The sequence below is a fragment of the Rhizobacter sp. Root404 genome, from assembly GCF_001425865.1.
Classification (GTDB): domain Bacteria; phylum Pseudomonadota; class Gammaproteobacteria; order Burkholderiales; family Burkholderiaceae_C; genus LMDS01.
This window is the reverse complement of sequence record NZ_LMDS01000004.1, coordinates 1,148,672-1,163,529: the sequence shown is the minus strand read 5'-3', so window position 1 is coordinate 1,163,529 and position 14,858 is coordinate 1,148,672. Positions and strand designations below refer to the sequence as shown.

Sequence of the window (14,858 nt, the reverse complement as noted above, 5' to 3'; positions counted from 1 at the left end):
CGATGGCCACCCTCGCCACGCCCACCCCGCTGCCGGCCGACATCCGGCTGATGAACGTGACCGCCGCTGCGCTGGCCACCTTCGGCGTGGTGGCGCTCGTGGCAGTCGCGGTGCTGTGGGCGGCGCACCGGCCGGTGTTCGCGGTGCGCAGCATCCGGGTCGACGGCGACCTGGCGCACAACAGCGCGCTGACGATCCGCGCGAATGCGGCGCCCAAGCTGGCGGGCAACTTCTTCACGATGGACCTGGCGGCCGGGCGGCGCGCGTTCGAGTCGGTCCCGTGGGTGCGGCAGGCGGTCGTGCGGCGCGTCTGGCCGAACCGGCTCTCGGTCCAGCTCGAGGAGCACAAGCCGGCCGCGTTCTGGATCGGCGGCGCGAATGCCGACGAGGCGAGCGACAAGATGGTCAACACCCACGGCGAGGTGTTCGAGGCCAACCTCGGCGACGTCGAGGACGACGCGCTGCCGACGCTGCGCGGCCCCGACGGTTCGTCGGCGCGGATGCTGAAGATGATCGGCCGGCTGCAACCCGAGTTCGCCGCGATGGACGCGCGGATCGAGACGCTCGAGCTGTCCGGCCGCGGCTCGTGGAAGGTCGAGCTGGACACCGGTGCCGAGGTCGAACTCGGCCGCGGCAGCGAGGACGAGGTGATCGCCCGCACGCGCAGCTTCATCGCCACGCTGCCCGAGGTGCGCAACCGGTACGCGCAGCACCCGCTGCTGTACGCCGACCTGCGCCACAACGACGGCTATGCGGTGCGCCTGAAGGGCATCTCGACGTCGGTCGAAGCGGCCAAGAAGAAATAAACGGGGAAGAAATACATGGCCAAGGAATACAAGGATCTGGTGGTCGGCCTCGACATCGGCACCGCGAAGATCATGGTGGTCGTCGCCGAGGTGATGCCGGGCGGCGAGCTGCGCATCGCCGGCCTGGGCAGCGCGCCGACGCACGGGTTGAAGCGCGGCGTCGTCGTCAACATCGACGCGACCGTGCAGTCGATCCAGCAGGCGCTGAAAGAGGCCGAGATGATGGCCGACTGCAAGATCACCCGGGTCTACACCGGCATCACCGGCAGCCACATCCGCGGCCAGAACTCGACCGGCATGGTTATCGTGCGCGACAAGGAAGTGACGCCGGTCGACGTGGCCCGCGTCGTCGAGACCGCCAAGGCGATCAACATCCCGAACGACCAACGGCTGCTGCTGGTCGAGCCGCAGGAGTTCGTGATCGACGGCCACGAGGTCAAGGAGCCGATCGGCATGAGCGGCGGCCGGCTCGAGGTCAAGGTGCACATCGTCACCGGCGCGCAAAGCGCGGCCGAGAACATCGTCAAGTGCGTGCGGCGCTGCGGGCTCGAGGTCGACCAGCTGGTGCTGAACCCGAGCGCGTCCAGCCACGCGGTGCTGACCGACGACGAGAAGGACCTGGGCGTGGCCCTCGTCGACATCGGTGCCGGCACCACCGATGTGGCGATCTTCACCGACGGCGCGATCCGCCACACCGCGGTGATCCCGATCGCCGGTGACCTGATCACCAGTGACATCGCGATGGCGCTGCGCACGCCGACCAAGGACGCCGAGGAGATCAAGGTCGAGTACGGCGTCGCCAAGCAGCTGCTCGCCGACCCGAGCGAGCAGCTCGAGGTGCCGGGCCTCGGCGACCGCGCGCCGCGCATGCTGAGCCGCCAGGCGCTGGCCGGCGTGATCGAGCCGCGCATCGAGGAGATCTATTCGCTGGTGCACCAGGTGATCCGCGAGAGCGGCTACGAGGAGCTGCTGTCCAGCGGCATCGTGATCACCGGCGGCGCGGCGGTGATGCCGGGCATGGTCGAGCTCGGCGAGGACATCTTCCTCAAACCCGTGCGCAAGGGCGTGCCGACCTACCACGGCGCGCTGTACGACATGGTCAGCAACCCGCGCTCGGCGACGGTGATGGGCTTGCTGGAAGAAGCGCGGATCGGCCGCTCGCGCGGTCAGCGCGCGGCGCAGCAGGCCGGGTCGGTGAAGACCCTGTTCGGCCGGCTGAAGGACTGGTTCCTGGGAAATTTCTAACCAAGAGGCGAACGACGATGAAGCACCTCCACTCGTTGCTGCACGTTCAATCCGCCCACGGCCTGGCGCCACCGCGCGCCGGGCCTCGACGACAAGAAGAACGAGAGTGACGAAGACGCAAGACTGATTTCTGAATACACGGCAACTGCACTTAAGGATTGGAGAATCAAATGGCCATCGAAATGATTGAAGAGTTCAGCATGGGCACGCAGATCAAGGTGATCGGCGTCGGCGGCGGCGGCGGCAACGCGGTCGACCACATGATCGCGCAGGGCGTTCAGGGTGTGCAGTTCGTCTGCGCGAACACCGACGCCCAAGCGCTCAACCGCTCGGCCGCGCACGACCTGATCCAGCTCGGCACCACCGGCCTCGGCGCGGGCGCGAAGCCCGAGTGCGGCAAGGCCGCCGCGGAAGAAGCGGTCGACCGCATCCGCCAGGCAATCGAAGGCTCGCACATGCTGTTCATCACCGCCGGCATGGGCGGCGGCACCGGCACCGGCGCCGCGCCGGTGATCGCGCGGGTCGCCAAGGAAATGGGCATCCTGACCGTCGGCGTCGTGACCAAGCCGTTCGAGTTCGAGGGCAACCGCCGGATGAAGGCGGCCGATTCGGGCCTGGCCGAGCTCGAAGCCAACGTCGATTCGCTGATCGTGATCCTGAACGACAAGCTGCTCGACGTGCTGGGCGACGACATCACCCAGGACCAGGCCTTCGCGCACGCCAACGACGTGCTGAAGAACGCGGTCGGCGGCATCAGCGACATCATCCACATGCCGGGTCTGGTCAACGTCGACTTCGAGGACGTGAAGACCGTGATGAGCGAGCCGGGCAAGGCGATGATGGGCACGGCCCAGGCCTCGGGTCCGGACCGCGCGATCAAGGCGGCCGAGGCGGCCGTTGCCTGCCCGTTGCTCGAGGGCATCGACCTGTCGGGTGCGCGCGGCGTACTGGTGTTGATCGCGGCGAACCGCAACACCTTCAAGCTGGCCGAGAGCCGCAACGCGATGAACACGATCCGCCGCTACGCAGCCGACGACGCGCACGTGATCTACGGCACCGCCTACGACGAGAGCCTGGGCGATCAGCTGCGCGTCACCGTGATCGCCACCGGCCTGTCGCCGGCACGCCGCCAGCAGACGCCGATCAGCGTGGTCCACAGCATGCCGGCGCAGCGCACCGGCACGCACGACCTGCCGATCCTGCAAAGCGCCGTCGCGACCCAGCAGACGGCCTCGCCGCACCACGACTACAGCGCCCTCACGACGCCGAGCGTCTGGCGCAACGGCCGCACCGCGGCCGCTAAGGTCGATGCGCTGGCGAGCAACGGCATGGACGAGATCGAGATCCCGGCGTTCCTGCGCAAGCAAGCCGATTGAAGTGCCGCGGCCAGCATCCGCCGTGCCGACTAAAATCGTGCGGATGCTGGCCCAACGCACCCTCAAGTCCCTGACCCGCGCGGTCGGCGTGGGGCTGCACGGCGGGCAACGCGTGGAACTCACGCTGCGCCCCGCGGCGGCGGACACCGGGATCGTGTTCCGCCGGGTCGATCTGGCGCAGCCGGTGGATATCCGAGTCAACGCGCTGTGGATCACCGACACCCGCATGGCGACCACGCTGTCGGCCGGCGGAGATCCCGGGGCGCCGAAGGTCAAGACGATCGAGCACCTGCTGTCGGCCTGTTCGGGGCTGGGCATCGACAACCTGATCGTCGACATCAACGGCGAAGAGGTGCCGATTCTCGACGGCTCGGCGGCGAGCTTCGTGTTCCTGCTGCAGAGCGCCGGCATCGAACTGCAGGACGCGCCGAAGCGTTTCCTGCGCATCCTGAAGCCGGTCGAAGTGCGCGAGGGCGCCGGCCCGCAGCTGAAATGGGCGCGGCTCGATCCGTTCGAGGGCTACAAGCTCACGTTCGAGATCGACTTCGACCACCCGGCCGTCGACCAGCAGGGCCAGCGCGTCAGCTTCGACATGGGCTCGGGCCGCTACAAGCAGGAGATCGCGCGTGCCCGCACGCTCGGCTTCACGAAGGACGTGGAGATGATGCGCGCCCGCGGCCTGGCGCTGGGCGGCAGCATGGACAACGCGCTGGTGATCGACGACTACAAGGTGCTGAACGGCGACGGCTTGCGCTACGACGACGAGGTCGTCAAGCACAAGATGCTCGATGCGATCGGCGACATGCTGGTGGTCGGCCATCCGCTGATCGCGGCCTATTCCGCGTTCCGCGCCGGTCACGACCTGAACAACAAGCTGCTGCGCGCGGTGCTGGCCGATCCGGCCAGCCACGAGATCGTCAGCTTCGACGACGCGAGCAAGGCGCCGGCCGGTCTGGCCGAGCTCGCCCCCGCCTGGTGAGACGACCCGCCGCCTTCCGATGCTGATTTTTCGCTGGATCGTATTGCTGCTGCTGGCCGCGGGGCTGGTGAGCCTGGCCATGTTCGTGGGCACCGGGCAAGTGCGCTACAAGGTGTTCGCGCTGCGCATCGTCAAGTGGACGGTGATCGCGGCGCTCGGTTTCTTTGCGGTGCTCATCCTCGAGCGCCTGGCGATGATGGTGTGACGGCGACGGAGAGGCGAGGGGATGACGATCTTCCGGTGGATCATCGGCGTGATCGCGGCGTTGCTGGCGAGCGGTGCACTGATCAGCTTCGTGCTGTTCATCGCGTTCGACATCAATGTCTGGCTCGATCGCGCCCGCACGCTGCGGCGCGGCGTCTACATGGCGCTGCTGCTGTGGTTCAACGTCGAGGTCTGGGGCCGCGTGATCTGGACCCTGGTCACCTGGTGAGGCCGAAGAACGCCATCACGCCGGGCAGGTAGCGCGCGTAGTCGCTGATGGCGTGGTCGCCGCCCTCGATCAGCGCGAGGTCGCAACCCACGTAGCGCCCGGTCATCTCGACCCAGCTGAGCACCTCGTCGCCCTGAGCAATGACCGCGTGGTAGCGCGCCATCCGCGTCAGCGTCTCCGGTGCGATCGCGCGCAGTTCGGCGATGAACTCCGGTCGGAAGAAGAAGCGCTCCTGGCTGTGCCAAGCGGTGGTTTCGCCGATGTACTTCGCGAGATCGCGGGCCGGATCGACGGCCGGGTTCAGCAGCGCGGCGCGCCAGCCGAGCCGCTCGGCGACCGCGGTCGCGTAGAAGCCGCCCAGCGAGCTGCCGATCACGCCCGAGGTGGCCGCCGGCCACGCGCTCACCCGGTCGAGCACCAGCGCCATCGCGTCACGCGGTGAGGGTGGCAGCTGCGGGCACCACCACTCGACCAGCGGAAAATGCTGCGCCACCCAGGCCGCCGTCAGCCGCGCCTTCGCGGACTGCGGCGACGAGCGAAAGCCGTGCAGATACAGCAGTCGCGTGACGGCTGCGCTCACGGCCTCAACGCGCGCCCAGCGCGTCCAGCAACGTCTGGTGAATGCCGCCGAACCCGCCGTTGCTCATGCACAGCACGTGATCGCCGGGCCGCGCGGCCGCGACGACGCGCTTGACCAGCTCGTCGATCGTGTCGCAGACGACCGCCTGCTTCCCCATCGGCGCGAGTGCCTGGGCCGCGTCCCAGCCCAGGCCACCGCTGTGGCAGAAGGCGAGGTCGGCTTCTTCGAGCGACCACGGCAGCTGCGCCTTCATCGCGCCGAGCTTCATCGTGTTCGAGCGCGGCTCGAACACCGCGAGGATGCGTTGCGCGCCGACCTTGCGGCGCAGCCCGTTCACGGTGGTGCGGATGGCGGTCGGGTGGTGCGCGAAGTCGTCGTAGACCTTGACGCCGCCCGCCTCGCCGCGCAGCTCCAGCCGGCGCCGCACGTTCTCGAAGCTCGCGAGCGCCTTGGCGGCCACCTCGGGCGCGACACCGATATGCTCGGCGGCACCGATCGCGGCCAGCGCGTTGAGCTGGTTGTGCTCGCCGAGCAGCGACCACTCGACCCGCGCGATCTTCAGGCTCCCGCGCAGCACGTCGAACGCGTGCGGCTCGCCGCGGGCGCGCAGCGCGCCGGGCGCCTCCTTGCGCGCGCCGAAGCGGGTCACCTCGCTCCAGCAGCCCATCGCCAACACGCGCTGCAGGCTCTCCTCGCGGGAGTTGACGACCAGCCGGCCTTTCGCGGGCACCGTGCGCACGAGATGGTGGAACTGGCGCTCGATCGCCGCCAGGTCGTCGAAGATGTCGGCGTGGTCGAACTCCAGGTTGTTCAGGATCGCGGTGCGCGGCCGGTAGTGGACGAACTTGCTGCGCTTGTCGAAGAACGCGGTGTCGTACTCGTCGGCTTCGATCACGAACGGCGCGCCGGGTCCGACCTGGCCGAGGCGAGCGGACACGCCGAAGTTCAGCGGCACGCCGCCCACCAGGAAGCCAGGTTGCAGCCCGGCCTTCTCCAGCGCCCACGCCAGCATCGAGGTGGTCGTGGTCTTGCCGTGCGTGCCGGCGACGGCCAGCACATGGCGGCCCTGCAGCACGTGCTCGGCGAGCCACTGCGGGCCGCTGGTGTACGGCAGGCCGGCGTCGAGGATCGCCTCCATCAGCGGGTTGCCGCGCGTGATCACGTTGCCGATCACGAACAGGTCGGGCTGGAACGACAGCTGTTCGGCGCCGTAGCCCTCGACCAGCTCGATGCCGAGGGCGCGCAGCTGATCGCTCATCGGCGGGTAGACGCCGGCATCGCAGCCGGTGACGGTGTGGCCGCCTTCGCGGGCCAGCGCGGCCAGGCCACCCATGAAGGTGCCGCAGATGCCGAGGATGTGAATGTGCATTGGGGGATTCTAGGGAAGGGTCGAGACGCGTCCGACGCATGCAGAATCGGTGCCCATGTCGTCCTGGATCGCCAGCAACCCGATCGTCTACCCGGCGCTGGAGGTCGTGCACATCACCGGCATCGCGCTGCTGGTCGGAAGTCTGGTGCTTCTGGAGTTGCGGGTCTGGGGATCGGCGCGGGCGCTGCCGGTTCCGGCGCTCGCGCGGCTGGCGTTGACGGTGTCGATGTGCGGCTTCGGATTGGCGGTGTTCAGCGGCGCGCTGATGTTCTCGAGCCAGGCGGCCGAGCTGATCGCCAACCGCGCGTTCGTGATCAAGATGGGCGTGCTGACGCTGGCCGGGGCGAACGCGGGCCTGTTCCATGCGCGCGACGGCCTGACGCGGCTCGATGGCATCGCCCGCGCGCAGACCGCACTCTCGCTGGGGCTTTGGCTCGCGGTCATCATCTGCGGGCGCTGGATCGCCTACCGCTGAAGGAGCACCTCACCATGCAACGACGCATCGTTCTCGGCCTCGGCGCGCTCGCGCTGGCCCCACGCGCCTTCGCGCATCACGGCTGGAGCAGCTTCGACCAGGACCGCCCGATCTGGCTCGAAGGCAAGGTCATGAAGGTCGCCTGGCGCAATCCGCATGCCGAGCTCGAGATCGAGCTGCCCGCCGATCTGAAATTGCCTGCAGATCTGGCGCAACGCGCGGTGCCACCGCAATCGGCCGCGGTCGACGGACCCGGCCTGCTCAAGCGCGCGGTGCTGCCGACCCGGCGCGACAAGCGCTGGGAGATCGAACTCGCGCCGCTGACCCGCATGGAGTCCTGGAAGGTGCCCGAGATCAAGGTCGGCGAGTCGGTCTCTGTGCTCGGCTTCACGATGGTCGGCGAGAAGGGCGACGCGGTCGTGCGCGCCGAGTACCTGTTCGCCGGCGGCAAGGTCTACGGCTTGCGCTCGTCGCCGGCCTAGCCGGCGACCTCGATCCCGAACCACGCCGCGCTGTACGCGGCGGCGGCCTCCAGCGAATCGAGCACCGCGACGCTGCGCGACTGCCACGCCGGCTCGGGCGGCTTGAGGTCCGGCACGACGACGACGCCGAGCCCGGCGGCGATCGCGGCCAGCGCGCCGTGGCCCGAGTCCTCGAACGCGAGCGTCGTCGGCGCGGCCACGCCGAGCCGCGTGACGGCGAGCAGGTAGATGTCTGGCGCCGGCTTGCCGTGGGTGACCTCGTCGCCGCCGCAGACGGCCTGGAAGAAGTCGAGCAGATCGGCGCGCGCGAGCCGGCGCTCGATCTCCGCACGGTGCGTGGACGACGCGACGGCGCGCGGGATGCGTGCGTCGCGCAATGCCTGCAGCAATCGCCGCGCGCCGGGCTTGACGTCGAACGGCCGCTCGCCGAACCGCTCCGCCAGCAACCGCTCGACGCGCCGGCGCGCATCGGCCAGCAGCGCGTCGTCGCCAAAGATCGCGCGCAGCCGCAGCGTGCTGTCGCGGTGGTTTCGGCCGATCAGGTCGAGGTAGGCGGCCGGCGTCAGCGCGACGCCGGCGTCGGCGGCCACCTGCATCCAGGCGTCGCGCACCGGCCGCTCGGAGTCGAGCAGCAGGCCGTCCATGTCGAACACGGCCGCGGCGTACGCGGCGGTGGTGCCACCCACCCGCGTCAGCGCAACGCGCGGAAGGCGTCGAGCGCGGCGGCGGCGGTGGCGCGCAGGTCGTCGGGCGTGTGCGCGCTGCTGACAAAGCCGGCCTCGTACATCGCCGGCGCGAAGTACACGCCGCGGTCCAGCATCGCGTGGAAGAAGCGGTTGAAGAATTCCTTGTCGGTCGCCATGACGGCCGCGTAGGTCGTCGGCAGTTCGCTCGCGAAGAAGAAGCCGAACATGCCGCCTTCGCAATCGCCGACCATCGGCACGCCGGCCTCGCGGGCGCTGGCGAGCAGGCCGTCGAGCACGCTGCGCGTGCTGGCCGAGAGCGCATCGAAGTAGCCGGGCTTCCGAATCTCGCGCAAGGTGGCCAGCCCGCAGGCCGTCGCGATCGGGTTGCCCGACAGCGTGCCGGCCTGGTAGACCGGCCCGAGCGGCGCGAGCTGCTGCATCACCGCGCGCTTGGCGCCGAATGCGGCCAGCGGCATGCCGCCGCCGATGACCTTGCCGAACACGCTGATGTCCGGCTCGAAGCCGGGGATCGCCTTCGCGTAGATCGATTGCGCGCTGCCGAGCGCGACGCGGAAGCCGGTCATCACCTCGTCGAACACCAGCATCGCGCCGTGCTGCGTGCACAGCTCGCGCAGGCGCTTGATGAAGGGCACGCTGGCGCGGACGAAGTTCATGTTGCCGGCGATCGGCTCGATCATCACGCAGGCGATGCCGTCGCCGTGGAGCGCGAACGCCTCCTCGATCTGCGCGACGTTGTTGTATTCGAGCACCAGCGTGTGCTGCACCACCTCGGCCGGCACGCCCGCGCTGGTCGGGTGGCCGAAGGTCGCCAGGCCCGAGCCGGCCTTGACCAGCAGCGCGTCGGCATGGCCGTGGTAGCAGCCCTCGAACTTGATGATCTTGCTGCGCCCGGTGGCGCCGCGCGCGAGCCGCAGCGCGCTCATCGCCGCCTCGGTGCCGGAGCTGACGAGCCGCACCTGGTCCATGCTCGGCACCAGGCTCAGGATTTCCTCGGCCAGCTCGACTTCGCGCTCGGTCGGCGCGCCGAACGAGAAGCCGTCGACGGCGGCCTTCTGCACCGCCTCGAGCACCGCCGGGTGGCCGTGGCCGAGGATCATCGGACCCCAGGAGCCGATGTAGTCGATGTAGCGGGTGCCTTCGGCATCGAAGATGTACGGCCCCTGCGCGCGCGCGATGAAACGCGGCGTGCCGCCGACGGCACGGAAGGCGCGCACCGGCGAATTGACGCCGCCGGGGATGACTTTCTGGGCGCGCTCGAACAGCGCGGCGTTGGTGGGCGTGTTCATCCGGTCAGTGGACATGGCGAGAGGTCTTCGGCGGGGTGTCGTCGTCGGGCGCGGCATCGTCGGCGGCAGGCGCGGCGTCGTCCGCTTCCTCGTCGTCCTCGCCGGGCGGCAGCGCCCAGAAGAAGCGGTCGGGGATCACGTTGCCCATGCCGGGGCGGAAGCCTGCGTCCAGCGCCTGGTCGAGGAACGCGAGCGCCTCGCCGACCGCGGCGGTCAGTTCCGCGCCCGAGGCCAGCAGCGCCGCGAGCGCCGCGGCGAGCGTGTCGCCGGCGCCGACGAACGCGACCTCGAAGCGCTCGAACTTCTCGCCGGTGATCGCGCCCTGCGCGGAGGCGAGCACGTTGTCCATGTACTGGTCGGGCAGCGGCACGCTGGTGACCAGCACGTAGCGGGTGCCGTGTTCGGCGGCGGCGACGGCCAGCTCGCGCGGCGACGCCGGGCGTTCGTTGTCCCACTCCGGAAGCAGGAAGTCGGTCAGCGTCTGGTGGCTGCCGACCAGCACCTCGGTCTGCGGCAGCACCAGCTCGCGGAAGGCGTCGAGGTAGCTCTGCTGCTCGTCCTCCTCGATCCACGACAGGTTGGGCATGTAGGCGACCAGCGGCACGTCCGGGTAGTCGGACAGGATCTCGGCGACGGTGCTGACGCCCTCGGTCGAGCCGAGGAAGCCGACCTTCCAGGCGGCGATCGTCACGTCCTCGAGGATGCTGCGGGCCTGCTCGGCGACCACGTCGGCGTCGATCGGGTGGTGGTCGAAGACCTCGTGGGTGTCGCGCATCACGATGCCGGTGACGACCGGCAGGGCATGCGCGCCCATGGCCGCGATCGTCGCGACGTCGCCGGCCATGCCGCCCGCACCGCTCGGGTCGCTGGCGTTGAAGCTCATCACGCAGGCGGGGGCAGCCTGCTCGGTTTCGACGTCGGCGGGGGTCTCGGGGAGGGGGGAGTCAGCGGTCATCGAAGGGGCCCGAGCGCGTTGGGAAGGAGGGCGGCGAAACAAGTCGTAACTGACCGTGGCCGAACCTCTAGACGAACGTGAGGTATGTTGCGTATGTGCCTACAAACACTTGAATTTCTGGCAATGGCGATGGCTACAATCTGGCTGCATTGTAGTGAAGCGAATCGCCCCGTCAGGCCGAGCGAACAAAGTGACCGAACCCAAAACCTGGATGTGCCTCATCTGCGGCTGGATCTACGACGAGGCGGCCGGCGATCCCGAGCATGACATCGCTCCAGGCACCCGTTGGGAAGCCGTGCCGATGAACTGGACCTGCCCCGAATGCGGCGCCCGCAAGGAAGATTTCGAGATGGTCCAGATCTGAGCTTCAGGTCCGGACATCGCCGCCGATAAGACCGCTCTGCGGGCCCGCGGCGGACATCCTTTCGCCGAGCCGATCGCGTCGTTGAGGAGAATGCTTGTTGAGCAATCAGGGCCCCGCCGATCCCCCCGGCGTCACGGTGCTGGTCATCGATGACAGCAACACCATCCGACGCAGCGCGGAAATCTTCCTGAAGCAGGGCGGCTACAGCGTGCTGCTGGCCGAAGACGGCTTCGACGCGCTGGCCAAGGTCAACGACCACGATCCCGACCTGATCTTCTGCGACATCCTGATGCCGCGCCTCGACGGGTACCAGACCTGCGCGATCATCAAGCGCAACGCCAAGTTCGCGACCGTGCCGGTGATCATGCTGTCGTCCAAGGACGGGCTGTTCGACAAGGCGCGCGGGCGCATGGTTGGCTCCGAGGCCTATCTCACCAAACCCTTCACCAAAGACCAGCTCCTGCAAGCGGTCGAGCAGCACCGGCGCCCGGGCTGACGAGGACAGAACATGACGATTCAGAAGATCCTGCTGGTGGATGACTCGAAGACGGAACTGCACTACCTGACCGACCTGCTGGTCAAGCGCGGCTACGCGGTTCGCACCGCCGAGAACGGCGAGGAGGCGATGCGCCGCCTCGGCGAAGAAAAGCCCGACCTGATCCTGATGGACGTGGTGATGCCCGGCCAGAACGGCTTCCAGCTCACCCGCGCGATCACCCGCGACCCGCGCTTCACCGGTGTGCCGGTGATCATGTGCACGAGCAAGAACCAGGAGACCGACAAGGTCTGGGGCATGCGCCAGGGCGCACGGGACTACATCGTCAAGCCGGTCAACGCCGAGGAACTCGTGGCCAAGATCCACGCGTTCGATTGACACGCAGCCGCTGAATGGCCAACAAGCAAGCCCTCCGCGATCTCCAGGCCCGGCTGGCCGAGCGCTTGCAGGCGGCACGCACGCAGGTGCGCGGCCAGTCCTGGCTGGCGATCGAATGCAGCGGGCGCGGCTTCCTGCTGCCGCTGCGTGAGGCCGGCGAAATCTTCGCGCTCACGCCCATCCTGCCGGTGCCGTACAGCCACCGCTGGTTTCTGGGGGTCGCGAACCTGCGCGGGCACCTGCACGGCGTGGTCGACCTGGCCGGCTTCCTCGGCGTCAAGACGCACGAGGCCGGACGCGAGCAGTCGCGGCTGGTCGGCTTCAACGCGGCGCTGGACATCAACTGCGTGCTGATGGTGGACAAGTTGTCCGGCCTGCGCAGCGACGACGAACTGACTCCCGAGCCGCAGGACGACGCGGTCGCGCGACCGGCGTTCGCCGGCGCGGTGCTGCGCGATGCGAACGGCCGGCTCTGGCAGGAGCTGAACCTGGCGGCGCTGGTGGGCGATGAGGCATTCCTGAAGATCGTGGGCTGAGCGTCGCGGGCGCTCGGACCGGAACAAGAGACGCGAGAGGGCGACATGAGCTTCCTAGACAAGATCACGGGACGAGGTCCGAAGGACGAGGTCGCGACGACGCGCGCGCAGGCGGCCCCGTTCGGCGACACGCTGACGCCGCAGGGTGCGCGACTGGCGGCGGCCGGCGCGGGCGCCGCGCCCGATTCCGGCCTCGCGTACGGCGTGCCGTCCCAGCCCGCGGGCGAGCCTGACACGTCGATCATCTCGGCCGCCGCACCGTCCGAGATGCCCGATTTCGTCGAGACCCGGCTGCAGGACGGTGACGCCGCCCCCGCCGCCGGCACCGGCATGCCGCTGATCGGCCGCCGGCCGGTCGCCGAGCAGCAGCGCATCCTTTTTGGGCTGGCCGGCCTCGGCCTGGTCGGGCTGATCCTGATGACGGTGCTGTCGCTGCTCGCCGCGAACCGGGGCTCGGCGCAGGTTGCGGCCAGCGGGCAGGCGCTGATGCAGTCGCAGCGGCTGGCCAAGTCGGTCTCGCAGGCGTTGATCGGCAGCTCGGCCGCGTTCCCCGAAGTGAAGGACAGCGCCGACGTGCTGGTGCGCAACGTGCGCGCACTGCGCACCGGCGACGGCGCGATCGCCGCCGCGCCGGCCGGCGTCCAGGACGCGATCGAACCGCTGCTGCCGCTGATCGACAAGGCCGAGAAGAGCGCCAAGACCGTGCTCGACCAGCAGAAGGTGCTGACCCAGGTCGGTCAGGCGCTGCGCGCGATCAACCGCCAGTCGTCCGACCTGCTCGAGAGCGCCGAGACCGTGTCGTCGCTGAAGCTGCAGCAGGATGCCTCGCCGGCCGAGCTGTCGGCGGTCGGCCAGCTGGTGATGCTGACGCAGCGCATCGGCAAGTCGGCCAACGAATTCCTGACGATGGAGGGCGTGAGCCCCGAAGCGGTGTTCCTGCTCGGCAAGGACCTGAACTCGTTCCGCGAGCTGGGGCAGGGCCTGATCGACGGCAACGCCGAACTGCGCCTGCCGGCCACCAAGGACGCGCAGACCAAGGAGCGCCTGGCCGCGCTGATGAAGCAGTACGAACTGACCCGCACCCAGGCCAGCGCGATCCTCGGCAACCTGCAGGGCCTGGTGTCCGCGCGCGAGGCGCAGGCCAGCATCGTGGCCGACAGCGAACCGCTGCGCAAAGGCCTGGAAGTGGTGCAGGAGCGCCTGGGTCGCGAAACCGGCTTCGGCGGCCTGAGCCTGGTGCTCTTGCTGCTGTCGGCGATCCTGCTGTTGCTCGGTGGCGCCGGGCTGCTGCGGCTGTACGTCAGCGGCCAGGCGGAACGCGCGGCCGCGTCCGAGGGCCAGCGCCACGCGGCCGAACGCGAGCAGCAGGAAGCCAAGCGCGTCAACGACGCCAATCAGGCGGCGATTCTGCGCTTGATGAACGAGCTGCAGGCGGTCGCCGAAGGCGACCTGACCCAGCAGGCGACCGTGACCGAGGACATCACCGGCGCGATCGCCGATTCGGTGAACTACACCGTGGAAGAACTGCGCACGCTGGTCTCGCAGGTGCAGGGCACGGTCGGCCGCGTGACCGACACGACCCAGCAGGTCGAGGCCACCTCGACCGAGCTGCTGGCGGCGTCTTCGGAGCAGCTGCGCGAGATCCGCGACACCGGCGAATCGGTGCTGCAGATGGCGGGCCGAATCAACGACGTGTCCGGCCAGGCGCAGGAGACCGCTGCGGTCGCGCGGCAGTCGCTCGAGGCGGCCGAATCGGGCCTGCGCGCGGTGCAGAACACGATCGGCGGCATGAACTCGATCCGCGACCAGATTCAGGAAACCTCGAAGCGGATCAAGCGCCTGGGCGAATCGTCGCAGGAGATCGGCGAGATCACCGAACTGATCTCGGACATCACCGAGCAGACCAACGTGCTGGCGCTGAACGCGGCGATCCAGGCGGCCTCCGCCGGCGAGGCGGGTCGCGGCTTCTCGGTCGTGGCCGAGGAGGTGCAGCGCCTTGCGGAACGCTCCGGCGACGCGACGCGCCAGATCGCAGCGCTGGTCAAGACGATTCAGACCGACACGCAGGATGCGGTCGGCGCGATGGAGCGCAGCACCCAGGGCGTGGTCGAAGGCACGCGCCTGACCGATGCGGCCGGCACCGCGCTCGGCGAGATCGACCGGGTCTCGCGCCAGCTGTCCGAACTGATCGCGGCGATCTCGAACCAGGCGCTCAGCGAAGCGCAGTCGGCCAACGTGGTGGCGGCGAACATCCAGCACATCTTCGCGGTGACCGAGCAGACCGGCGAAGGCACGCGTTCGACCGCGCAGATGGTGCGCGAGCTGTCCCGCACCGCCGAGGAACTGAAACAGTCGGTGGCACGGTTCAAGATCGAGTGATCCCGGTCGAAG

The 14,858-nt window shown here is 69.1% G+C and carries 18 protein-coding genes; 13 read left to right on the top strand and 5 right to left on the bottom strand.

The annotated features are described in order from the left end of the window. Positions 1–2: 2 nt before the first annotated feature. The 6 genes from ASC76_RS10060 (at position 3) to ASC76_RS10035 (ending at position 4,839) form a co-directional block, all read left to right on the top strand. The gene (locus ASC76_RS10060; RefSeq protein ID WP_056465157.1) at positions 3–806 is read left to right on the top strand and encodes a cell division protein FtsQ/DivIB; all 804 of its coding nucleotides are present in this window, start codon (positions 3–5) and stop codon (positions 804–806) included. Positions 807–821: 15 nt separating this feature from the next. Next, positions 822–2,051: a cell division protein FtsA gene (gene ftsA / locus ASC76_RS10055; RefSeq protein WP_056465156.1), complete on the top strand. Its 1,230-nt coding sequence runs from the start codon at positions 822–824 to the stop codon at positions 2,049–2,051. A 170-nt stretch (positions 2,052–2,221) separates the two neighbouring features. Next, positions 2,222–3,427 (top strand): cell division protein FtsZ, encoded by a 1,206-nt coding sequence (gene ftsZ / locus ASC76_RS10050; protein WP_056465155.1) that lies wholly within the window; start codon positions 2,222–2,224, stop codon positions 3,425–3,427. Between the two features lie 43 nt (positions 3,428–3,470). Next, entirely contained in the window at positions 3,471–4,406 is a 936-nt protein-coding gene (lpxC, locus tag ASC76_RS10045; RefSeq protein WP_056465154.1) for a UDP-3-O-acyl-N-acetylglucosamine deacetylase, read from the top strand. 19 nt (positions 4,407–4,425) lie between these two features. Continuing rightward, complete coding sequence (locus ASC76_RS10040; RefSeq protein WP_056465153.1) at positions 4,426–4,611, top strand: hypothetical protein; 186 nt, start codon at positions 4,426–4,428, stop codon at positions 4,609–4,611. A 21-nt stretch (positions 4,612–4,632) separates the two neighbouring features. Then, on the top strand, positions 4,633–4,839 hold the full coding sequence (locus ASC76_RS10035; RefSeq protein ID WP_056465152.1) for a hypothetical protein: 207 nt from the start codon (positions 4,633–4,635) through the stop codon (positions 4,837–4,839). On the opposite strand, the gene ASC76_RS10030 is transcribed toward ASC76_RS10035, so the two are convergent. Next, complete coding sequence (locus ASC76_RS10030) at positions 4,829–5,419, bottom strand: YqiA/YcfP family alpha/beta fold hydrolase (RefSeq protein ID WP_056465151.1); 591 nt, start codon at positions 5,417–5,419, stop codon at positions 4,829–4,831. The two genes, ASC76_RS10035 and ASC76_RS10030, sit on opposite strands and share 11 nt — an antisense overlap. Positions 5,420–5,423: 4 nt before the next feature. Beyond that, positions 5,424–6,788, bottom strand: a complete 1,365-nt coding sequence (gene mpl / locus ASC76_RS10025; RefSeq protein WP_056465150.1) for a UDP-N-acetylmuramate:L-alanyl-gamma-D-glutamyl-meso-diaminopimelate ligase — start codon at positions 6,786–6,788, stop codon at positions 5,424–5,426. Between the two features lie 55 nt (positions 6,789–6,843). Here mpl and ASC76_RS10020 point away from each other — a divergent pair, with 55 nt between their 5' ends. Then, a complete protein-coding gene (locus tag ASC76_RS10020) occupies positions 6,844–7,263 on the top strand; it encodes a hypothetical protein (RefSeq protein ID WP_056465149.1) in 420 nt (139 codons plus the stop codon). A gap of 14 nt (positions 7,264–7,277) precedes the next feature. Continuing rightward, a complete protein-coding gene (locus tag ASC76_RS10015; RefSeq protein WP_056465148.1) occupies positions 7,278–7,745 on the top strand; it encodes a DUF6152 family protein in 468 nt (155 codons plus the stop codon). Here the strand turns inward: ASC76_RS10015 and ASC76_RS10010 are convergent. Genes ASC76_RS10010 through ASC76_RS10000 form a run of 3 tightly spaced genes read right to left on the bottom strand, consistent with a single transcriptional unit; the run spans position 7,742 to position 10,693 of the window. Further along, the gene (locus tag ASC76_RS10010; protein ID WP_235580401.1) at positions 7,742–8,431 is read right to left on the bottom strand and encodes an HAD family phosphatase; all 690 of its coding nucleotides are present in this window, start codon (positions 8,429–8,431) and stop codon (positions 7,742–7,744) included. The two genes, ASC76_RS10015 and ASC76_RS10010, sit on opposite strands and share 4 nt — an antisense overlap. Before the next feature lie 5 nt (positions 8,432–8,436). Then, complete coding sequence (gene hemL, locus ASC76_RS10005; RefSeq protein WP_082548967.1) at positions 8,437–9,738, bottom strand: glutamate-1-semialdehyde 2,1-aminomutase; 1,302 nt, start codon at positions 9,736–9,738, stop codon at positions 8,437–8,439. A gap of 4 nt (positions 9,739–9,742) precedes the next feature. Further along, a complete protein-coding gene (locus ASC76_RS10000) occupies positions 9,743–10,693 on the bottom strand; it encodes a bifunctional hydroxymethylpyrimidine kinase/phosphomethylpyrimidine kinase (protein WP_056465146.1) in 951 nt (316 codons plus the stop codon). 190 nt (positions 10,694–10,883) lie between these two features. On the opposite strand from ASC76_RS10000, the gene ASC76_RS09995 reads away from it, so the two are divergent. The 5 genes from ASC76_RS09995 to ASC76_RS09975 all read left to right on the top strand — a co-directional run bounded on the left by ASC76_RS09995 (position 10,884) and on the right by ASC76_RS09975 (position 14,846). Continuing rightward, entirely contained in the window at positions 10,884–11,057 is a 174-nt protein-coding gene (locus tag ASC76_RS09995; RefSeq protein ID WP_056465145.1) for a rubredoxin, read from the top strand. A 97-nt stretch (positions 11,058–11,154) separates the two neighbouring features. Then, positions 11,155–11,553 (top strand): PleD family two-component system response regulator, encoded by a 399-nt coding sequence (locus ASC76_RS09990; protein ID WP_056465144.1) that lies wholly within the window; start codon positions 11,155–11,157, stop codon positions 11,551–11,553. 12 nt (positions 11,554–11,565) lie between these two features. Beyond that, positions 11,566–11,931, top strand: a complete 366-nt coding sequence (locus tag ASC76_RS09985) for a PleD family two-component system response regulator (RefSeq protein ID WP_056465143.1) — start codon at positions 11,566–11,568, stop codon at positions 11,929–11,931. A gap of 14 nt (positions 11,932–11,945) precedes the next feature. After that, positions 11,946–12,467: a chemotaxis protein CheW gene (locus ASC76_RS09980; protein WP_056465142.1), complete on the top strand. Its 522-nt coding sequence runs from the start codon at positions 11,946–11,948 to the stop codon at positions 12,465–12,467. Positions 12,468–12,512: 45 nt separating this feature from the next. Continuing rightward, positions 12,513–14,846 carry a methyl-accepting chemotaxis protein gene (locus tag ASC76_RS09975; RefSeq protein WP_056465141.1) on the top strand — a complete coding sequence of 778 codons (2,334 nt, stop codon included), beginning with the start codon at positions 12,513–12,515 and terminating at the stop codon, positions 14,844–14,846. Positions 14,847–14,858 lie beyond the last annotated feature (12 nt).